This is a genomic window from Pseudomonas sp. S1(2024) (genome assembly GCF_046557535.1).
In genome coordinates this window covers 1-20330 of the sequence record NZ_JBKGFP010000083.1, presented here as the reverse complement: position 1 = coordinate 20330, position 20330 = coordinate 1, and the positions used below count along the sequence as shown (strand labels likewise).

General features: G+C 64.3%; 14 protein-coding genes, 1 pseudogene and 1 riboswitch. Of the genes and pseudogenes, 8 read left to right on the top strand and 7 right to left on the bottom strand.

The features are described from left to right. Positions 1–116: 116 nt before the first annotated feature. A complete protein-coding gene (locus ACLCGK_RS23090; protein ID WP_410953037.1) occupies positions 117–1445 on the bottom strand; it encodes an MFS transporter in 1329 nt (442 codons plus the stop codon). 163 nt (positions 1446–1608) lie between these two features. Between ACLCGK_RS23090 and ACLCGK_RS23085 the strand changes: the two genes are divergently transcribed. The 3 genes from ACLCGK_RS23085 to ACLCGK_RS23075 all read left to right on the top strand — a co-directional run bounded on the left by ACLCGK_RS23085 (position 1609) and on the right by ACLCGK_RS23075 (position 5151). Next, positions 1609–2706: a sugar diacid recognition domain-containing protein gene (locus tag ACLCGK_RS23085; RefSeq protein ID WP_015270370.1), complete on the top strand. Its 1098-nt coding sequence runs from the start codon at positions 1609–1611 to the stop codon at positions 2704–2706. 222 nt (positions 2707–2928) lie between these two features. Then, positions 2929–4068, top strand: coding sequence for a glycerate kinase (locus ACLCGK_RS23080; RefSeq protein WP_410953036.1), 1140 nt, complete (start codon positions 2929–2931; stop codon positions 4066–4068). A 165-nt stretch (positions 4069–4233) separates the two neighbouring features. Beyond that, positions 4234–5151: an SMP-30/gluconolactonase/LRE family protein gene (locus tag ACLCGK_RS23075; RefSeq protein ID WP_410953038.1), complete on the top strand. Its 918-nt coding sequence runs from the start codon at positions 4234–4236 to the stop codon at positions 5149–5151. On the opposite strand, the gene ACLCGK_RS23070 is transcribed toward ACLCGK_RS23075, so the two are convergent. The 4 genes from ACLCGK_RS23070 to ACLCGK_RS23055 form a co-directional block, all read right to left on the bottom strand. After that, a complete protein-coding gene (locus ACLCGK_RS23070; RefSeq protein WP_013972660.1) occupies positions 5141–6091 on the bottom strand; it encodes a site-specific integrase in 951 nt (316 codons plus the stop codon). The genes ACLCGK_RS23075 and ACLCGK_RS23070 overlap by 11 nt on opposite strands. A gap of 127 nt (positions 6092–6218) precedes the next feature. Continuing rightward, positions 6219–8540, bottom strand: a complete 2322-nt coding sequence (locus tag ACLCGK_RS23065; protein ID WP_410953035.1) for a putative bifunctional diguanylate cyclase/phosphodiesterase — start codon at positions 8538–8540, stop codon at positions 6219–6221. Positions 8541–8621: 81 nt separating this feature from the next. Then, positions 8622–9605: an SCO family protein gene (locus ACLCGK_RS23060; protein WP_100413645.1), complete on the bottom strand. Its 984-nt coding sequence runs from the start codon at positions 9603–9605 to the stop codon at positions 8622–8624. A gap of 156 nt (positions 9606–9761) precedes the next feature. After that, a complete protein-coding gene (locus ACLCGK_RS23055) occupies positions 9762–13154 on the bottom strand; it encodes an Ig-like domain-containing protein (protein ID WP_410953034.1) in 3393 nt (1130 codons plus the stop codon). 225 nt (positions 13155–13379) lie between these two features. Then, positions 13380–13494, top strand: a riboswitch (TPP riboswitch). Between the two features lie 80 nt (positions 13495–13574). Here ACLCGK_RS23055 and ACLCGK_RS23050 point away from each other — a divergent pair. From ACLCGK_RS23050 to ACLCGK_RS23035, 4 genes and pseudogenes are all read left to right on the top strand, one after another. Beyond that, entirely contained in the window at positions 13575–14222 is a 648-nt protein-coding gene (locus tag ACLCGK_RS23050; protein ID WP_024087147.1) for a TenA family protein, read from the top strand. Next, positions 14219–14881, top strand: coding sequence for a thiaminase II (gene tenA / locus ACLCGK_RS23045; RefSeq protein WP_043935631.1), 663 nt, complete (start codon positions 14219–14221; stop codon positions 14879–14881). The genes ACLCGK_RS23050 and tenA overlap by 4 nt, the downstream gene beginning before the upstream one ends. Before the next feature lie 97 nt (positions 14882–14978). After that, positions 14979–16208, top strand: a pseudogene (gene codA / locus ACLCGK_RS23040) (cytosine deaminase); the annotation flags it as partial. 240 nt (positions 16209–16448) lie between these two features. Then, a complete protein-coding gene (locus ACLCGK_RS23035; protein WP_100413636.1) occupies positions 16449–17441 on the top strand; it encodes a DNA-binding protein in 993 nt (330 codons plus the stop codon). Between the two features lie 247 nt (positions 17442–17688). On the opposite strand, the gene ACLCGK_RS23030 is transcribed toward ACLCGK_RS23035, so the two are convergent. Continuing rightward, positions 17689–17940: a hypothetical protein gene (locus ACLCGK_RS23030; protein ID WP_075045200.1), complete on the bottom strand. Its 252-nt coding sequence runs from the start codon at positions 17938–17940 to the stop codon at positions 17689–17691. 8 nt (positions 17941–17948) lie between these two features. Next, positions 17949–18449, bottom strand: a complete 501-nt coding sequence (locus ACLCGK_RS23025) for a DUF4142 domain-containing protein (protein ID WP_013972651.1) — start codon at positions 18447–18449, stop codon at positions 17949–17951. 152 nt (positions 18450–18601) lie between these two features. Between ACLCGK_RS23025 and ACLCGK_RS23020 the strand changes: the two genes are divergently transcribed. Then, the gene (locus ACLCGK_RS23020) at positions 18602–20170 is read left to right on the top strand and encodes a diguanylate cyclase (RefSeq protein ID WP_410953033.1); all 1569 of its coding nucleotides are present in this window, start codon (positions 18602–18604) and stop codon (positions 20168–20170) included. The last annotated feature ends 160 nt before the right edge of the window (positions 20171–20330 follow it).

The window sequence follows — 20330 nt, the reverse complement described above, 5'->3', positions numbered from 1 at the left end:
TGTGGATTTTTTGTGGCCTGGGCTGGCCTCTTCGCGGGCCTGCCCGCTCCCACAGGGATACCACAGCGTTTGAGCTTGTGGTGATCCTGTGGGAGCGGGCGAGCCCGCGAATGGGTTCAACTGGCCCTTGCAGTACTCAGCGCACCAGCCCGGGTAACCCGCAAGGCCACCAGGCTACCCAGCACGATCAACGCCGCCAGCGAATACAGCGCAGCATCGGTCGAGCCGGTCTGGTCCTTGATGAAACCGACCAGGTACGGGCTGAGGAAGCCGGCCATCTGGCCCACCGAGTTGATGATCGCCAGGCCCGCGACAGCCGCGCCGGCGCTGAGCAGCGCGGTGGGCATCGGCCAGAACATCGGCAGGCCGGTGAGCGCGCCCATGGTGGCGATCGACAGGCCGAGGATGGCGATGGCCGGGTTGCCGGCGAAGTTCACCGCGATCAGCAGGCCGATGGCGCCCATCAGCATCGGCACCACAAGATGCCAGCGGCGCTCGTTGCGCAGGTCGGCCGAACGCCCGCAGAGGATCATGAACACGCCGGCCAGCAGGTACGGGATGGCGCTTAGCCGGCCGATCAGCAGCGGGTTGTCGAAGCCCATGTTCTTGATGATCGACGGCAGCCAGAAGTTGATCGCATACACACCGCTCTGGATGCAGAAGTAGACAAAGCCGAAGGTCCAGATCAGCGGGTTGGTCAGCACGGCGAGCACGCCGTCGCCGGTGGTGCCCGGCTTGCTGGCGGCATCGGCGTCCAGGTCGGCGGCGATCAGCTGACGTTCGGCCGGGCTCAGCCAGGCGGCTTTCTGGTAGCCGTCACTGAGCAGGAACACCGCCAGTACACCCAGGGCAACGGTCGGCAGGCCCTGGATCAGGAACATCCATTGCCAGCCGGCCAGGCCGTGCTGGCCGGCGGCGAAGTGTTGGAGGATCCAGCCGGAGAACGGCCCGCCGAGCAGGCCCGATACCGGGATCGCCGACATGAACAGCGCCATGATGCGGCCGCGGCGGGCCGCCGGGAACCAGCGCGAAAGGTACAGCACCACGCCCGGGAAGAAGCCGGCTTCGGCGGCGCCGGTCAACAGGCGCAAGGCGTAGAACTCGGTGGGCGTGGTGACGAACAGCAGGCAGGTGGAGAGGCTGCCCCAGGCGATCATCATCAGCGCGATCCAGCGCCGCGGGCCGAAGCGGTTGAGCGCCAGATTGCTCGGCAGGCCGCAGAGCACATAGCCGATGAAGAAGATGCCGGCGCCAAGGCCGTACACCGTTTCGCTGAACTTCAGGGCGTCGAGCATCTGCAGCTTGGCAAAGCCGACGTTGACGCGGTCCAGGTAGTTGAACAGGTAGCAGATGAAAATGAACGGAATCAGCCGCAGGGTGATGCGCCGGTACAGCGCGTTGCGGGTGGTGTCCGTGCCTTGGTCAGGGGCGGGGCTGTATGCCATGATCGGGTTCTCTGTTGTTATGGTTGTCGCCGCGTCGCCTGTTCCGGCGCTCGCCCTGACGAGTCTCGGGGACCGCGGCGTGCCTGTCTTTGTGCTTTTGCACAGCCCTTGCACCGGGCTGCTGTGCCCGAGCCCAAATCCCTGACACCCAAAGGACCGCTCAATGTTCGAACTCGACCATGACCTGGCGCAGGATATCGTTGACCGCGCGATGGCCATTCTGCCATGCAACGTCAATGTCATGGACAGCCAGGGGTTGATCCTCGGCAGTGGCGAACCTGAGCGTATCAACACCCGCCACGAGGGTGCGCAACTGGTGCTGGCCAACGGCCGCATCGTCGAACTGGATACGGACGCTGCCAAGTGCCTCAAAGGCGTGCAGCCCGGGGTGAACCTGCCGCTGATGCTGGATGGCCGATTGATGGGCGTACTCGGCCTGACCGGTGACCCGCAGCAAGTGCGCACCTATGGCGAGCTGGTGCGCATGACCGCCGAAATGCTGCTGGCCCAGCGCCATTTGCAGGCCGACCAGCAATGGCGACGGCAGCGCTGTGACGATTTGCTGGCCCTGCTGCTGGGCGGCAGCGGCGATTCCCCCCGGTTGCTCGACGAGGCCCGGCAACTGGGCCTCAAGCCCCAGCTGCCGCGGGTACCGTGCCTGTTCGAGCTGGCCTCGGGGCCAGCCGCCGAAACCCTGGCGGCATGGTTGATGAGCCGCTACCCGGACAGTTGGTGCGTAAGCCCGGCCCGCCAGTCGTTGTTGTGGTGTCGCCCGGCAGGTGTGGCGCTGGACGAACCTCGCCTGCTGGAACGCCTGCAGCGCCATGGCTGGGACGTGGAGCGGCTGGCCCTGGGCAGTGTCGCGCAAAGCCTGGAGCAACTGCGCCGGGGTTATCGCCGGGTGCGCGATCTGTTGGCCTATGGGCGCGAGGTACTGCCCGGCGAGCGTTTGCTCAGCCTGCAGCGCTACCGGTTGCCGGCATTGCTGTGGCGGCACCGCAACGATGATGCGCTGGATGAATTGCTGGAACCGTTGCAACGTATTCGCAGCAAGGACAGCAGCGGGCAATTGCTCACCACCCTGCGCGCCTGGTGTGCCCATGACGGCCAGAGCCAGGCCTGTGCCGATGCCCTGGGCATTCACCGCAACAGCTTGCGCTACCGCCTGGAGCGGATTGCCGAGCTGGGCGAGGTCGACCCGCTGCGCATGGAAGGGATGCTTAGCCTGTACCTGGGGTTGCAGCTGCTGCCTGCCGACTGAAGGGCCGCCTGCCCCGGCCCTATCGCCGGCAAGCCAGCTCCCACAGGATGCATGCTGCTCTCAGGCCTGTGTTGAACCTGTGGGCGCTGGCTTGCCGGCGATAGGGCCAGTGCAGGTGAAAGGCATCTGCCCAAACAACCCGCCCGGCGTTTTGTGCATTTGACCGAGGCCACCTTTGCAGCCACCTGTCAGCATGCCGCTCATCAGGACAGGAGAAACCCCATGAAGATCGTCATTGCCCCCGATTCGTTCAAGGACAGCCTCGACGCCGCCGGTGTCGCTCGCGCCATCGCGGCGGGCCTGGCCGAGGCCTGGCCGGAGGCCGAGCTGGTCGAGTGCCCGATGGCCGACGGTGGCGAAGGCACCATGGATGCGATTCTTGCCGCCAGCCACGGCGAGCTGCGTCGTCAGACGGTACGCGGGCCGTTGGGGCAAAGCGTGGAGGCGGGCTGGGGCTGGCTGCCGCAAAGCCGCACGGCGATCATCGAAATGGCCCAGGCCAGTGGCCTGCAACTGGTGCCCACTGGCCGCCGCGATGCCTGCCGCAGCAGCACCTGGGGTACCGGCGAGCTGATTGCCGCCGCCCTGGCCGCCGGCGCGCAAAGGGTAGTGCTGGCCATTGGCGGCAGCGCCACCAACGACGCGGGCAGCGGCATGTTGCGGGCGCTGGGCCTGCGCCTGCTGGACGCCCACGGGCAAACGCTGGAAGAGGGCGGCCTGGCCTTGGCCAAGCTGGCCCGTATCGATGCCAGCGACCTTGACCCGCGCCTGGCCGAGGTGCAGTTCGAAGTCGCGGCAGACGTCGACAACCCGCTGTGTGGCGCCAACGGCGCATCGGCAATCTTCGGCCCGCAGAAGGGCGCCAACCCACAGCAGGTGCAGGCGCTGGACCAGGCCCTGGGGCATTTTGCCGACCATTGTGCGCAACTGCTGGGTGAGGATGTGCGGGACTACCCAGGCTGTGGCGCTGCTGGTGGCATGGGGTTCGCAGCCCGGGCCTTCATGGGCGCGCAATTCCGCCCTGGGGTGGAAGTGGTGGCCGAACTGGCCGGCCTGGATGCCATGGTGCAAGGTGCAGACCTGGTAGTGACCGGCGAAGGGCGCTTCGACGCCCAGACCTTGCGTGGCAAGACGCCGATGGGGGTGGCTCGGGTTGCCAAGCGCCATGGGGTGCCGGTGGTGGTGCTGGCCGGGACCTTGGGTGAAGGCTACCAGCAGCTGTATGCCCATGGCGTCGATGCTGCCTTTGCCCTGGCCAGCGGGCCGATGAGCCTGGAGCAGGCTTGTGCCAATGCTGCTGAGCTGCTGCGGGCGCGGGCTTGTGATATCGGGCGGCTGTGGCGCTGCGCAACGCGAACTTGATCGACCGCTGCAGTCTGCCGCACCCCGCGCTTGGTCATTGATTTTTTTGTTGTTATCGTAGAAAGGAGAATCGAAGGTAGCCAGCAAATGCCCGTCACAGAGCCTTTCCACGATAACGTTGCGGTGTTTACCGATGCCGCACAGGGCCTGGGACTGGCCTGTTCCATGACGCTGGCGGAGGTGGGCGAGTTGCGCAACCGCCTCAAGGCATGCCGCTACGTGCCAGTCAACGTCGCCAGCACCCGCGCCGACCTGGGCGAAAGCCTGGTCTGGGATGAAGGCAGCGGCGCGTTGTACTTTGTCGATATCTCCGGCGGGCGGATCAACCGCCTGACGCCTGATGGCCAGGCCGAGTGCCTGTACGAATCCGCGGCACGCATTGGTGCGCTGGCGCTGACCGACCAAGGCAACCTGATTTTCACCGAAGACGCCAGCGCGGCCATCTTCGACGTGTCGCTGCGCAAGGTGCGCCGGCATTCGGTGTCGGTTCACCCGCGGTCGACCTACCGTTTCAACGACGGCGCCTGCGACCCGCAGGGCCGATTCGTGACCGGGCTGATGGACGATGCCCTGAGCGGCAACACCGGGGCACTGTTCCGCTTTGACGGGCAGTTGAATGATCAGGTGATCCACGACGACATGGCGTTGCCCACCGGCCTGGCCTGGTCGCAGGACGGCCATACGGTGTACTTCGTGGACTCGGCGGCGCGCTCGATCTACCGCGCCAGTTACCTGGCCGAAGGCCGGCTTGGCGCGGTCACTCTGTTTGCCGAAACCCCTGCCGAACTGGGGCGGCCGGACGGCCTTGCGCTGGACCGTGACGGCGGCCTGTGGGTGTGCCAGTACCATGGCAGTTGCCTGTTACGCTATGACCGCCATGGCCACCTCACCGACCAGGTGCTGATGCCAGTGCCGTGCCCCACCAGTTGCTGCTTCGGTGGGGAGGGGATGAATACCTTGTTCATCAGCACCGCGCGCTTGGGCATGAGTGCCGAAGACTTGCACCATTACCCCGACGCTGGCGACCTGTATGCCATCAACCCGGAAATTGGCGGCATCGCCCGTCACACCTTCAAGGAATAAGCTTTTGCGCCTGGCTGGCCGGTAGCACGGCCAGTTCGCCAAAGCGCTGCGCCGCGTCGATGTAGCGCAACGCCGACTTTGCGTCTTTCCAGCCCACATAGCTCATCAGCGCCTTCAACTCCCAACCGTTGGCCGTGGCCCAGGTGGCAAAGCCTCGGCGCAGCGAGTGGCCGGTATACAGCGCCGCCGGTACCCCGGCGCGCTCCAGCATGCGCCGCAGCAGGCCGACCAGGCTGTTGCTGTTGAGCGCGGTGTCGCCGAGGTTGCCCCAGCGGTCGAGCTTGCGGAACACCGGCCCATGGGCGATGCCGGCGACTTCCAGCCATTGCAGGTAGGCCGTGACCGGGCACAAGGCCTTGAGGGCCGGGGTGCGATGCTGTACGCCCAGGGCTTCGCGGTCGCCCTTGCTGCGCGGCAGGAACAGGGTGATGCCGACGCCGGCCTCGGCCTGGATGTGCTCCACGCGCAGGCGAGCCAGTTCATCACCCCGAAAACCGCGCCAGAAGCCCAGCAACAGCAGCGCAGCGTCGCGACGCGCCCGGCGCAGGGTGGCCAGGTCATGCTGTTCGCGGGCCTGGCGGGCTTCTTCTTCGAAGCATTGCACTGCGCTTTGCAGGTGCTGCAGCAACAGCGGCGCCGCCTGCCTGGGCGGTGTCGGGTGCAAGGTGCGGATGCCGCGCAGCACCTGGCGCACCAGTGGCGCCTTGGTCGGGTCGGGGAAACCTTGGGCGACGTGCCATTGGCTGAGCGCCGCCAGGCGCTGGCGCAGGGTGCTGACGGCATGTTGGTCGGCGTGGTCGGCCAGGTAGCGGGCGATGCTCTCGGCCGTGGCCGGGAGAAAACCGCCCCAGTGGGTTTCGAAATGCTCGATGGCGGCCTGGTAGCTGCGCCGGGTGTTGTCACGGGTGGCGGCGCGGAGGTAGCGCTCGATGTCGGTCATGGTGCGGGTGTCGGTGGGTGATAGGCACACGATAAACCGAAATGGGCTGGTAATGCATGCCCGGCCCCTGTAGGAGCGGCGCGTCAGGCATGATCGGTTCATTCCGGCGGATTCGCCAAGGCTTGCGTTACACGCAGGCCTTGTCCTCGACACCGTTGAAGAGCGGGTAGTCACGCAGCTGCGCCGGTGACAGCGGCCGGCTGAAGTGGTAGCCCTGGGCGATATCGCAGCCGGCAAGCTTCAGGCACACCACTTGTTCGCGGGTTTCCACGCCTTCGGCCACCACTTCCAGGCCCAGGCGTTTGGCAAGGATGATGGTGGACGACACGATCGGGCTGTCGTCGTGGCTGTTGGACAGCGGCGCAATCAGCGAGCGGTCGATCTTCAGCTTGCTCAGCGGCAGCGAATGCAGGTGGGCAAAACCGGCGTAGCCGCGGCCGAAATCGTCCAGGCTGATGCCCAGGCCGGCGTCGCGAAGGGTGTGCAGGTGCGCCACCGCCGTGCCTTCGGGGTCGAGGATGGTGGTTTCGGTGATTTCCAGCTCCAGCCGCTGCGGGGCGATGGCGTACTGCTGCAGTTCGCTCAGTAGCCGTGCAGCGAAGTCTGCCTGGCGTAGCTGCAGCGCAGATACATTGACCGCCAGCCGCGTCTCCCGGCCCTGGGCGTGCCAACCCGACAAGGCCTCGCAGGCCAGGCGCAGCACCTCCCAGCCCAGTTCGACAATGAAGCCGCTGCGCTCGGCAAGGTCAATGAACCGGTCCGGGTACAGCAGGCCGAACTCGGGGTGGTCCCAGCGCACCAGCGCTTCGTAGCCCAGCACCTGCTGGGTGTCGAGGCGGATCTGTGGCTGGTAGTGCAGCACGAACTGGCGCTCGGCCAGGGCGCTGCCGAAGGCCTGTTCGAGGGTGAAGGCGTGGATGTCGGCCAGGTTCAGCGACGGGTCGAAGAAACGGTACTGCGCGCGCCCGGCCTGCTTGGCCGAGTACATCGCGGCATCGGCACTGCGGATCAGGCTGTCGATGTCCTGGCCGTCGCGCGGGCAGATACTCACGCCTACGCTGGGGCTGGTGTTGACCTCCTGGCCGTCCAGCGCATAGGTGGCCGACAGCTTCTGCACCAGTACGCGGACCCAGGCATTGATCTGCTCCTCGCTGCGCTCGCCGGCCAGCAGCACCACGAACTCGTCGCCACCAAAGCGCGAAGCCTCGTCGCCGGGCTCCAGCAGGCGCTGGATACGCCCGGCAACGGCCTGCAGCAGCAGGTCGCCGATCTTGTGCCCGAGCGAGTCGTTGATCGACTTGAAGCGGTCCATGTCGATGAACAGGATCGCCATCAGCCGGCGCTTGCCGCGTTGCCGGGTCAGCACCTGGCCGGCCACCTCGACGAACTGGCGGCGGTTGTGCAGGCCGCTGAGGTGGTCGGTGGCCGCGGCATGGCTGCTGCGCCGATGTTCGTCCTCGAGGCGGTCGATCAACTGCTGGTTGACCTGCTGCGCCTGTTCCAGCGCGCTGAAGGCCTCCTGGCGCTTGCGCAACAGGCGCAAGGTCCACAGCAGGCTGGCGAGGATCATCAGGGTCATGCTCAGGTTCAACCAGAACTGCCGGGAATAGGCCAGCGTCGAAGGCGCGAGGATTTCGTCCTGGCGCTGGCTGACCACCACGCTGAAACCCCGCTCGGGCAGGCGCCGGTACAGGCTCTGGTAGGGGTCGCCGGCCGCGTACTGGGTCAGCATGCCTGCTTCACTGCCGCTGTCCGGCAGCCCGGGCAGCAGTGCGTCACTGGCCACCACGCCGCTGCTATTGATGCGCACCCGCTCCAGGCCGTCATCCTGCAGCAGGCGCACCAGCCCGCTGCCGCCCAGGTCGATGTGCTGCAGCAGCACCGCCAGGTAGCCGATGTCCAGCTGCACCACCAGGATATTGTCGATTTCGCGACCCGGCAGGTTGGTCAGCGGCAGGAGGAAGGGCAGGTGCCAGTTGGGCACGGTGGTCGCTTGCCCGGGGGGCTGCACGCTGGGCAGGAACGGTTTGAAACCGTAGCGGGCAACGTGCCGCTGCAGCTGGCGCAGCCAGTCTTCGGGCAGCTCGGCGGCCTCGTCGGCATGGCTGGCCGACAACAGCCTGCCTTGCCGGTCGTACAGGCTCATGCGCTTGAATACCGGGTCTTCGGCAAGCATGCGCGCCAGGCTGACGCTGCCCTGGCTCAGCATCTTCATGTCGTCCTGGGCGACCCGGCCTACGGCCTGGGCGCGATCCACCAACTGGCGCAGGCTTTCGCCAACGATACTGGCCAGGTTCAGGTGCTCGGCGGCCTTGGCCGACAGCGCGTCCTGGCGGGCGGCAACCTTCTGCGAAACATGCAGCCCCCAGACAAAGGCCAGGGTGGCTGCACAGAGCATCAGGATCAGCAGCCGCAGAAGGCTGGCGGATGAAAGCGAACGGCGAATCACTGCTGATAGTTCCCGACCCTGGGTGATGGTCGAAAAATACGACAGTAAGATGACAGCCTAATGACTGGTGGCCAATTGCCTTTAAGGATTTCCCTTATCGGCCAGCGGCGTCTGCAGGCGCGCAGTTTCTTCCTCCATGTAACTCATCAGCGCGCTGACTTCGGTATCGCCCAGGCGCATGTTGGGCATGGCCACGCGGTTGTATTGTTCGTACAGCAGCATGGCCAGGGGGTCTTTCTGGGCCAGCATCTGGTCGGGCTCCTTCAGCCAGCGGGTCAGCCAGTTGGCATCACGCTGGCGGGTCACGCCGAGCAGGTCGGGGCCGATGCCGGGTTGTCCGGGCTCGGCATTGCCCAGGGTGTGGCAGGACGAGCAGCGGGTACGGAAGAGTTGCTCGCCACTGCTGGGTGCGCGCACCTCGGGAGCCTGGGCGTAGTCATTGGCCATGGCACTGGCCTGTTTCCAGTTGTGCAGGCTGTTGCCCAGGCGGTCGGCGAGAATGTACGGGTTTTCGAAGGGCGAGGCCTTCATCCAGCGACCGGTGGCCTGGTTGCCGATGATCAGGCTCAGGTTGTGGTCCTTGGAGCGGCCGTTTTCCAGGCCATCGATGTACAGGCCCAGGCTGCGGCGCAATTGTTCGATATCGGCCGGCTCGCCGGTGAGCAGCGTCCAACCGGGGCCGATACCAAACTTTTCGGCGTAGCGCTTGAGGGTGGCGGGGGTGTCGTTGTAGGGGTCGATGCTGATGGAGTAAAGGAAGATGTCCGTGCCGACCCGGTCACCAAGGATTTTCTGCACCTGGCGCAGGCGCGCGGTTTCCACCGGGCAGGAGTCGGAGCAGCCGGTGAAGATGAAGTTGATGGCGACCACCTTGTCCTTGATCAGGTCGTCGAAGAAATGCACCTTCTCACCGTCCTGGGTGAGCAGCGGGATGTTGGGGAAGTAATCGGCGCCCCAGGGAGTTTCAGCTTCCTCGGCCACGGGTTGCTGTGGTTGCAACGGCCAGAACGGGATACTGGCTGCGAACAGCGAGAGCACCAGCAGGAAACGCCATGAGCCGGACATGATGCGGTCCTCGTCGATAACGGTATTGGGGCTGCCCTGCAGCCCTATCGCCGGCAAGCCAGCTCCCACAGGTACTGCACAAGGCTTGGAGCCGACGTGGTCGAGGTGGGAGCTGGCTTGCCAGCGATGGGCCGCACAGCGGCCCCCGCTTTTCGGTTACCTGATGCTGACTGGCGCCGTCACGCTCTGCCCCAGCGCCGATTTCACGGTCACGGTCGCCGGTGTGGCCGGGCCGCTGCCGGTGGTTGTGGTCGACAAGCGCCAACGGGCGCCGCTGGTAGTGGTACTCAGCGTGGCCGTACCCAGCAGCAGCGGGCCACTGGTGGTTGCCGCAGTCACGGTGATGCTGTTGCCGGTGGCCACCGTGGTGGTGCCCGAAATATCCCAGGTAAAGCGGTTGCCGCTGCGCACCTGCACCGTGGCACTGGTGACCTGGATCTGGTCGACCGCCGCTGCCGGGCTCACCGCAATGCTGACCGTGGCCGGGGCCACCGATTCGGCGCCCTTGGCGTCACGAGCCGTGTAGTTGAAGCTGGCGGTGAACGCTGTGGTTACCGTGGCCGGTGGGACGTAGGTGACCGTGCTGCCGTCGGTACTGGTAGTGCCCTGGCCGGAGTCCGGCTGGCTGAGGCCGACTACGGTCAACGGCAGGTTGTTTTCCGGGTCGGTGTCGTTGGCCAGCACGTTCAAGGTAATCTGCTTGCCGGCCGTGGTAGCTGCGCTGTCGTTGGCCGCAACCGGCGGTTTGTTGGTCGGGTCATCGTTATCATGGTCTTCGGTGCGGAAGGTCGGCAGCCCAACCGAAGCCACGTACTCCACGCCATCCCAACCCGGTAGTGGGGTCGGCATCACCTGGAACTGGCCTGGGTGTTCCAGGTCCCAGCGCAGCAGCATCGACGAGTCTTCATGCTGGGTGTTGTGGCAATGTTCCATGTAGGTACCGGCAAACTCGCGGAAGCGCAGGGCTACCTCCACTTCTTCCGACGAATCGATATCCGGCCCGATGCGATACACGTCCTTGCGCGCCCATTTTTCCCATTCCGGCGGGGCCTTGCCGTCGCGACTGAGGATCACGCCTTCCTCGAAGTGCACATGCACCGGGTGGCTCCAGCCATTGCCGCCGTTGATGATCTTCCACACTTCCAATGTGCCGTCGCCGCTGAAACCGCCGTCGGTAGACTGCTGGGCCAACTGTGGCGCCGCGTTGATGCGACGTGGGTCCATGGAGTAGCCAAAGCCGCCATCGGTCTTGATGGTCCAGGGTTGGGTGTCGGTACCGTCCGAGCGGCCGAAGATGAACTCGCGATGGCGGGCATCCTTGAGCTTGGCCTGGTCGGTGGCCGAATTACGGTCTATCGGCAGCGGCAGCATTTTCAGGCCTTCGGCCTTGCCCGGTTTGGCCGGTTCATAGGCAACCGGGTCCATGCTCAGGTCCTGGCCGCTGTAGGGCTGAACCACGAACTGCATGAACTTGCCGATCGCCGGGTCGCCGTTGTCCCACTCAGGCCCATTGCTGGTCTGCTTGATCACCGCCTTGTATTTTTCCGACAGCACATCGGCCAGGGCAATGGCACCCTCCGGGCCCTTGCCGCTCTGATGTTCCTCCAGGTTGACCAGGTACAGCTTGTCGCCGACCTTGATGCCGTGTTTGGCGAAGTTGATGATGATGTCGTAGCGCTCGGCGATGCCTTGCAGCGGCAGGATGCCGTTGTTGTCCTGCAGGTTGCCGTCACCGTTGAGGTCCATGGTGCCGTCGAACGGCACGGTGTGTTCCATGATGTTGCCGTCGTTGGCGATCATGTGGAACGGTACCCGCGCATACGACAGGTTGGAGCCGGTGGGGCCTTTGAACTCGCCGCTGTTACCGGCAATTTCCCGGACCACTGCGAACTTGAAGTAGCGCGACACCGAGCCGTTGAGGATACGGAAGCGGTAGCTGCGCGCGCGTACCTTGAGCGTTGGCCGGTACTGCCAGTTGACCAGGATCTGGTCGCCGAGGAAACCATCGGTGTTGAACGGGTTGAACCACAGCTGGCCGTTGGCATCCCAGGCCTTGTCGGCGATCACCAGGTTGACGTCGTAATCGCGGTTACCCCACGGCATGCCCGAGCCACTGGGGAAACGCAGGTTGACGCCATCCTGCAGGGCCTCGTTGCCGCGGTCCAGAGCGCTGTAGTAGTTCATCATCACGGCGTTGCCCTTGTAGACGTTCTGCGCCGTGAAATCCATCATGTGGTCGTGGAACCAGTGGGTGCTCATGGTTTCGCGCCAGTCACCACGAATCTTGATGCTGCCGTTCTGGCAGGTTTTCAGGCCGGGGTTGGCATCGTTGACGAACAAGGTTTCGCCTGCCGAGCAAGGGAACGCAGCGCGTGGGTCTTCGGCACGGGTGTTGATGGTGTCATACCCAGCCAGTTGCAGCGGCCAGCGGTAATCGTAGTACTGCCCCGGGAAGAAGTAGGCGTTTGCATAGCCATCGCTCTCGGCCGGGGAGTGGCCGTTGTGCTCATGGGTCGAAAGGGTGTGCAGGCCAAACCCGGCGTTGGCCGAGGGGTCGATCGGCAGCGCGTTGTAATGGCGCATCAGGATCGGTTGGCCATAGCGCACCATCAGCAGCTTGGGCGGGAAGGTGCCGTCGAAGGTCCATAGCGACTTGTGGTTTTGCAGCGGCATCTTCGGGTGGAAGCGGGTGTCGATGCCCTTGGTGGTGCCCAGTGTGTTCGGGATATCGGAAGTCTGGTAGTACAGGCCGCCCGGGGCGAACTCGCCAACTGCATAGTTGTGCAGTTGCTTGCGGTCACGCAGGCCGAGGTTGATGCGCGCACCGGCCTGGGCGGTCTTGAACCCCGCCTGCGGGTAGAACTCGTTCCAGCGCTGGTGCGACCAGCCTTTTCCTGGTGGCCGGCCTTCCGCAGGCGAACCGACCGGTTGGCGGTTGAGGAACATCTCGATCTGCGCCTTCCATGGGTTGCGGTCGAGCACGTTGGAATACTGGGTCGGGAAGGGGTACAGGCCCGGCTGTTTGAGGAAGGCTTCCAGGGCTGTACCGCTCGGGCCGCTGCGGGCCACCACGTTGGGGTCCTGCGCCGGTGCCGCGCCCAGGGTCGGCACCGGGAAGGTGAGAGTGGGCGGCGGCAACGTGGGGTCGAGCCTTTCCGTGCCGAATTCCTCGAACAGCAGTAATTGCTGGGTAAACGGCAACGCGCCGAACAGCGGGCTTGGCTTGCCGTTGGTGGGGTACTTTTTCCCGGTTTGCAGGGCCGGCGGTAGCACGTTGTTTGCGCTTACCGTGTTGCGGTCACCGTACACGCCATCGGTCAGTTCGAGTGAGCCTTGATTCGCCTCTGGCATGCTATAGAGGTCCAGCAAGGGCTGGGTCGGGTCAGTCGGCTGGTCAGTGTAGGCCGAGGGGTCGGTCGGCGGGGGCATGCTGTTGTCGTCCATGGGCGCCGCTGTTGCCGTGACCAGCCCAAGGCCGAGCATCAGCGTAGCGACGGTGGACAGCTGGAATGCATGCCTGGCAGGGTGGATCACGGCAGGTGTTTTCATTGCCTTGCGCCTCGTTTGCGACATCATGGCTTTTTGCCCGTTTCTGGGGCTGGAGCAACGGGTGTGCCAACCCAAATACGAGGAATATGTTTCTAAACAAATCCTTGTGGCGCCTGATGCGCGCTAAATGCCACGGCGTCAAAAATGGGTGAGGGCCCCCACTAGTGGGTCACCCATTGCCCACAGATTGGGTGGTGACAGCCGCGGCGCCCTGGGGTATACCTGAGCGCCACCAAGGGGAGCCCGGCACCGGGCTGAGAAACCGCTGGATGCTGCAGCGCGGTGACCCTTCGAACCTGATCCGGATCATGCCGGCGAAGGGATTGGGACTTGAAACCTGCCTTTTTGCCGGCCTCACTGCGAGGCCCGTCCATGCCAACCATCGCGGTCTCGCTGTCACCCCCCATCAAGGACAGCAACATGACCGAACGCTTCAGCCAGTCCCTGCGCCGCCGCAGCGAGCCGACCTGGTCGGCGGCCGTTGGCCACCGCTTCGTCACCCAATTGTGCGACGGCAGCCTGCCGGACCCGATCATGGTCGACTACCTGGTGCAGGACCACCGCTTCCTCGACAGCTTCCTGACCCTGCTGGGCGCGGCCATCGCCACCGCCGACACCTTCGAGGCGCGCCTGCGCTTCGGGCGCTTTGCCGGGATGATCTCCAGTGACGAGAACACCTACTTCCTGCGTGCCTTCGAGGCCTTGGGGGTAAGCCCCGCACAACGCAGCGAACCAGCCGACACCGTCCCGACCGCAGGCTTCAAGGCGATCATGCGCGAAGCGGCGGCCACCCGATCCTATGCGGCCGCGCTGGCGGTGCTCAACGTCGCCGAAGGCCTGTACCTGGACTGGGCGTTGAAGGCGCCAAAGCCGATGCCGGACAACTTCGTCCACGCTGAATGGATCACCCTGCACGACAACCCGGCATTCCAGGACTTCGTTGCCTTCCTGCAAGCCGAACTCGACCGCGTCGGCCCGCAGGACGCCGTGCTGGCGGGTGACTTCTACCAGCGCACCGTGGCGCTGGAGCTGGCCTTCTTCGATGCTGTCTACCCGGAGGACAAATGAGCATGGATATCTTCGACCGCCTCAAGGCTGCCGCCACGCCGCAGTGGAACAGCTACGTCGACCACGAATTCGTGCGCCAGATGGGCGAGGGTACGTTGAGCGAAGCCGCCTTCCGCACCTACCTGGTACAGGATTACCTGTTCCTCATCCAGTTCGCCCGCGCCTGGGCACTGGCTGCCTACAAGAGCCGTCGACCGGCCGACATCCGCGCCGCGCAGGCCGGGCTGGCGGCGATTCTGGATGAAACCGAGCTGCACTTGCGCCTGTGCGCGCGCTGGGGCCTGACCCAGGCTGATATCGAGGCCGCGCCCGAACACCAGGCCACGGTTGCCTATACCCGCTATGTGCTGGACTGCGGTGCCGCGGGTGACCTGCTGGAGTTGCATGTGGCGCTGGCGCCTTGCGTGATCGGTTATGCCGAGATTGGCCGGGCGTTGTCCGAGCGGATTGGCGATCTGAGCAATCACCCGTACCGCGAGTGGATCGCAGAGTATGCCGGCGAGGGCTACCAGGGTGTCGCCACAGCGGCGCGCAAGCATCTGGACGAGCTGGCAGCGCGGAGCATGACCGAGCAACGGTTTGCCGAGCTGGCGGGAATTTTCGGCCAGGCGTCCAGCCTGGAGGCGGACTTCTGGCAGATGGGGTTGGACGGAGCCTGATTTGCTGCCTGCGCCGGCGATAGGGCCAGTAGCAAATACCACAAGGCTTGGGCCACTATGCTGGTAGGGCCACCCGCAAAGCCCAGGGAGAAGCATCATGAACATCATCAACGCACGCCTGCGCGGCAAGCCTGGCCTGTTCCGCATCGAACTCAGCGGCGAACGCATCGTCGCCATCGTGTCCCAGGCCGAAGGGGTGGCGGCGCGCGCTGCCGATGACCTGGATGCCGGGCAGAACCTGGTGGTGGCGCCCTTTATCGAACCGCACATCCACCTGGACGCCACGCTGACCGCCGGCGAACCGCAGTGGAACATGAGCGGGACCCTGTTCGAAGGCATCGAGCGCTGGGCCGAGCGCAAGGCAATCACCACCCACGACGACATCAAGAACCGCGCGAAGAAGACCATCGGCATGCTGGTGGATCATGGCATCCACCATGTGCGTACCCATGTCGATGTCACCGACCCCACCCTGACTGCGCTAAAGGCCATGGTCGAAGTGCGTGACGAAGTGCGCCACCTGCTCGACCTGCAGATCGTCGCCTTCCCCCAGGAGGGTATCGAGTCGTACGCCAACGGCCGGGCGCTGATGACCGAAGCAGTGGCCATCGGTGCCGACGTGGTCGGCGGCATTCCACACTTCGAGAACACCCGCGACCAGGGCGTGTCGTCGGTCAAGTTCCTGATGGACCTGGCCGAACGTACCGGCTGCCTGGTGGATGTGCATTGCGACGAGACCGACGACCCGCAGTCGCGCTTTCTCGAAGTGCTGGCCGAAGAGGCGCGGGTGCGCGACATGGGCGCCCGGGTGACAGCCAGCCATACCGTGGCCATGGGCTCGTACGACAATGCCTACTGCTACAAGCTGTTCCGCCTGCTCAAGCAGTCGGGTATCAATTTCGTATCTTGCCCGACCGAGAGCATTCACCTGCAAGGGCGTTTCGACAACTATCCGAAACGCCGCGGCGTCACCCGCGTGGCCGAACTCGACCGGGCCGGGATGAACGTGTGCTTTGGCCAGGATTCCATCGTCGACCCTTGGTACCCGCTGGGCAATGGCAACATCCTGCGTATTCTGGAGGCCGGCCTGCACATCTGCCACATGCTTGGCTACGAAGACCTGCAGCGTTGCCTGGACCTGATCACCGACAACAGCGCCCGCACCCTGAACCTGGGCGAGCGTTACGGCATCGAAGTGGGGCGACCGGCCAACCTGTTGCTGCTGTCTGCGCCGGACGATTACGAAATGGTGCGCAGCCAGGGGCATGCGCTGGTGTCGGTACGCAACGGCAAGGTGCTCATGCGTAGAACACCTGCCATGGTGAAACACCACGGCGAACGCTCCCTGCTTAAGCATTCTGCAGCGCCCCGCCGGCTTGAAGCCGAGCGGGGCGCTTTGCTGTCTGGCGTACTGGTTTGTCCCCGCGCACAGCTCCCAAGAACCATTCACATGCGATAAGCCGTGATTATTCCACCATAGGAAATGTTTGCACGGGCAATGGCTTGTCTCCATAATCGGTATGTAATTACATGGTACATAACACGGTACAAAATCGTAGGAGCAAGCATGGCCCGGGGCGGTATAAACAAGGTTGTAGTGCAGCAGGCACGTCAGGCGCTGATTGCCCGGGGCGAGAACCCCAGCATCGATGCGATACGTATCGAGCTGGGCAACACCGGCTCCAAGACCACGATTCACCGCTACCTGAAAGAGTTGAACGGCCAGCAACCCGTGGCTTCCGAGGGCGGCATTGCGCTGAGTGACGTGCTGAGCCGAATGGTCGGGCAACTGGCAACCCAGCTGCAGGACGAGGCCGACCTGAAGATCGAGCAGGCCGAAAGCGCCTTCACTCGACAGCGCGAACAGCTGGAGGCACAACTGGCCATTGCCCAGCAGGCACTGGCTGCAGCGCACCAACAGCATCAGATCGATGTGGCCGCACTGGCCGCCGAATCGGAAAAACTGCTTTCCACCCAAAGCACCCTGCAGGCCGAACAGCTGCGCAGTGCCAGCCTCAACCAGTCGCTGGGCGAGCTGCAGGTGCGCCTGGCCGACAAGGACGAGCAGGTAAAATCACTGGAAGACAAGCACCGTCATGCCCGCGATGCGCTGGAACACTATCGCAACGCCAGCCGCGAACAGCGTGAACAGGAGCAGCGCCGCCACGAAGCGCAGCTGCAACAGTTGCAGGTGGAGGTGCGTCAACTGCAGCAAGGCATGATCGTCAAGCAAGACGAGCTGACCCGCCTGCACCGCGACAACGAGCGCTTGCTGGGTGAGCATCGCCAGGCCGCCAGCGCCTGCAGGGCGCAGGACGAATTGCTGGAGCAGCGTGATGCGCAGATCCAGGGCTTGCGCACGATCCTGGCCCAGGCGCAGGGTGCCAGCGAGGAAATGCGTCGGCAGCTGGATGTGCAGGCACAGAGCCTGGAGGCCAGGCGCGACTTGTGCACGGAACAGGCTCGCCAGTTGCGGCAGCTTGAAGAGCAACTCAAGGCACGAGACGAAGCGCTGCACCAGTGTCAGTCGCAGTTGTCTGCCGCCAACGCGGCGCAGTAGCTGCGAAGAGGCCCTGTGGGAGCGGGCGTGTCGAGGCGTCGAACCGCCGCGAACACCGGCGGAGCCGGTGCCTACAGCGCGTTGGGCCCTTCGCGGGCACGCCCGCTCCCACAGGGAATGTGACACGCTTTCGAACCTTGTTCCCTATGTGACTGCGCAACCCGAAGGGCTGGGCAATCTCCCACAAGGAATGTGCATGCGCTCGAACCTTGTTCCCTGTGCGACAAGGTTGGGCGGGAGGGAGCGCTCAGTCTTCGGCTTGTCTGGCTGCCTCCACACCTGCCGCCGATAGCTTGATGGGGTAGTTCACGCTGATCTGGTGGTCGCTGCTCACCGCCACGCTACCATCCTGGATCAAACCGGCCTCCTGCAGCGTCTTGAGCATGCCGGCCACGGCTTTCTCGCCCCGGTAGTTGTCCAGCACTTCCTTGCCCAGCCCCTGAGGGTGAGCATGCAACAGGCGAGTCAGCACTTCGGCTTTCAATGCATCGTTACTCATGGCGGGCCTCACTTGCCGTGTTTGGCCTGAAGCGCCTTGGCATGCTCCAGATGCTGTTCGAGCTTGGGCAGGGTTTCGCTGGCAAAGGCCTTCAATTCAGCCTTGTCGGAAGATGCGGCTTCCTTCTTGAACAACTCCACCGCCTTTTCGTGAGCGTCGACCTGGTTGTTGACGTAAGACTTGTCAAACGACTCCTCTCGCCATTCCAGGATCATTTTCTTGACCTTGTCGGTTATTGCCGCCTCATCGGGTACGGAGATGTCGAGCTTGCGAGCGATGTCGCCGAGTTTCTGATTGGCCTTGGTGTGGTCGCTGACCATCTGCTGGGCAAAGGTCTTGATTTCGGCATTCTGAGTTTTTTCCAGGGCCAGCTTGCCGGTGACCACTTCGGCAATACCGGCCTCGGTAGCCGCTTCGACGAAGTCATCGGAACTCGCCGCCATTGCCTGCACCGATGCCAAGCCTAATACCATGGAAAAACCGACACGCTTGATGAAGAGACTGCTCATGCTTCACTCCTTAAACCGTGGCGCGACCTCAGTGTCGCGTACGGTTGAGGGTGAATGGGGAGCAAAGGTTTAATCTTTTTCCTGGCCGGCTGCGCCCAGATGGTGCTGAACTATAGTGAAACGCGGCGAACGCGGTAAGGCTTGGGATTTCAATGTGCGCAGCCAGGAAACAGGATGAGGACGGGCTCTTCGCGATAACCGGCGAGGGCCGGGCCGTGGCGCTGTTCCGCCTGGTACTCGCGTTCATGCTGGTGGTGATGCTCGCCTTCGTCGTGGTGGAAGGTTGGCGCATCTGGCGCGACTACCGGCACGCCTTCACCAATGCAGAGAACATGGTCTCCAACCTGGCCCGGGCCACGGCGCAGCATGCCGAAGATGCCATCCGCCAGGTCGACGCAATTACCGCGGCGCTGGCCGAGCGCCTGGAAGGCGACGGCTTCGAGCACATCGACCGGCCGCGTCTGCATACCTTGCTGGTCCAGCAGAAAAGCATCATGCCGCAGTTGCACGGGTTGTTCGTGTATGGCCCGGATGGCAGCTGGATCGTTACCGACCAGGCGGTAGTCCCGCCCAATGCCAACAATGCCGACCGCGACTACTTCATCTACCACCGCGAGCACACCGACCGCAGGGTTCACATCGGCTCGGTGGTGCGCAGCCGTTCTACTGGCGACCTGATCATCCCCATTTCGCGGCGCCTGCAATACGTCGATGGCAGCTTCGCCGGGGTGTTGCTGGGCACCATCAAGGTGGACTGGTTCGTACGCTACTACGGCGACTTCAAGATCGACGAACGCGGCGCGCTGGTACTGGCCAAGCGCGACGGCACTATTCTGGTACGGCGGCCGTTCGTCGAACAGGTGATTGGCCGCAGCCTTAGCAGCAGCGAGATCTTCCGCAAGTACCTGCCGCATGCAAGCGAAGGGGTGGCCGAGGCGGTCGCCGTGGTGGACGGTACGCCACGGCTGTATGGCTATCGCGCGTTGGCCAGCTACCCGTTGGTGGTGGAGGCCGGCTTGTCGCGGGAATCGATCGTCGCGCCCTGGCGGCACGATGCGATCAAGTCGGTGGCAGTGTTGCTGCTGTTGCTGGTGGGGCTGGCAGCGTTTGGTGGTGTGGTGTTGCGCCAGTTACGCGAGCGTATTGTCATCGAGCGGGCGCTGCACCAGGCACACCAGACCCTCAAGGCCCTGGCACTGACCGACAGCCTGACCGGCCTGGGTAACCGCAGGCGGCTGGACGCAGTGTTCGAGCCGGAGCTGCGTCGGGCACGACGCCAGGGCTACTCGCTGGCGCTGGTGATGCTCGACCTGGATTACTTCAAGGCCTACAACGACCGTTACGGGCACCCAGCGGGCGACCAGTGCCTGCGGCGCTTTGCCGAGGTGCTGCAGCAGGCACTGAAGCGGCCGGCCGACCTGGCTGTGCGCTATGGGGGCGAGGAGTTCACACTGCTGCTCCCCGATACCGATGCCCGCGGGGCGGAGCTGCTGGTGCAGGAAGTGCAACAGCTGTTGCGGCGTCAGATGCTGGAGCATGCAGGTAGCCCACTGGGGCGGGTGTCGTGCAGTGCGGGGATTGCCGTGGGTGACCTGGCGCGGGAGGGGATGACGGCCGAGCGCCTGATGGCGGCAGCGGATGCGGCGCTGTACCAGGCCAAGCGTAAGGGGCGGGATGGGTATTGCCTGGCAGAACGTGCAGTGGTGGGCGTAGATGAATAAAGACCCTCGGTTGCCTGTACCGGCCCCATCGCCGGCAAGCCAGCTTGTGTCTTCAAGGTCTCTTAAACTCGAAAGGGTGAGAGCAGTGGATGGCAGACTGAAAGCCAGATGTGCTCTAAAGCACGAGTGGGAGCCTAGTCGCCATCCACCTCTCACTCTG

Bases quoted from the DNA above. Each gene is read 5' to 3' on its own strand.
- ACLCGK_RS23090 (WP_410953037.1), bottom strand. From the start codon at position 1,445: ATGGCATACAGCCCCGCCCCTGACCAAGGCACGGACACCACCCGCAAC.
- ACLCGK_RS23085 (WP_015270370.1), top strand. From the start codon at position 1,609: ATGTTCGAACTCGACCATGACCTGGCGCAGGATATCGTTGACCGCGCG.
- ACLCGK_RS23080 (WP_410953036.1), top strand. From the start codon at position 2,929: ATGAAGATCGTCATTGCCCCCGATTCGTTCAAGGACAGCCTCGACGCC.
- ACLCGK_RS23075 (WP_410953038.1), top strand. From the start codon at position 4,234: ATGACGCTGGCGGAGGTGGGCGAGTTGCGCAACCGCCTCAAGGCATGC.
- ACLCGK_RS23070 (WP_013972660.1), bottom strand. From the start codon at position 6,091: ATGACCGACATCGAGCGCTACCTCCGCGCCGCCACCCGTGACAACACC.
- ACLCGK_RS23060 (WP_100413645.1), bottom strand. From the start codon at position 9,605: ATGTCCGGCTCATGGCGTTTCCTGCTGGTGCTCTCGCTGTTCGCAGCC.
- ACLCGK_RS23055 (WP_410953034.1), bottom strand. From the start codon at position 13,154: ATGAAAACACCTGCCGTGATCCACCCTGCCAGGCATGCATTCCAGCTG.
- ACLCGK_RS23050 (WP_024087147.1), top strand. From the start codon at position 13,575: ATGACCGAACGCTTCAGCCAGTCCCTGCGCCGCCGCAGCGAGCCGACC.
- tenA (WP_043935631.1), top strand. From the start codon at position 14,219: ATGAGCATGGATATCTTCGACCGCCTCAAGGCTGCCGCCACGCCGCAG.
- ACLCGK_RS23035 (WP_100413636.1), top strand. From the start codon at position 16,449: ATGGCCCGGGGCGGTATAAACAAGGTTGTAGTGCAGCAGGCACGTCAG.
- ACLCGK_RS23030 (WP_075045200.1), bottom strand. From the start codon at position 17,940: ATGAGTAACGATGCATTGAAAGCCGAAGTGCTGACTCGCCTGTTGCAT.
- ACLCGK_RS23025 (WP_013972651.1), bottom strand. From the start codon at position 18,449: ATGAGCAGTCTCTTCATCAAGCGTGTCGGTTTTTCCATGGTATTAGGC.
- ACLCGK_RS23020 (WP_410953033.1), top strand. From the start codon at position 18,602: ATGTGCGCAGCCAGGAAACAGGATGAGGACGGGCTCTTCGCGATAACC.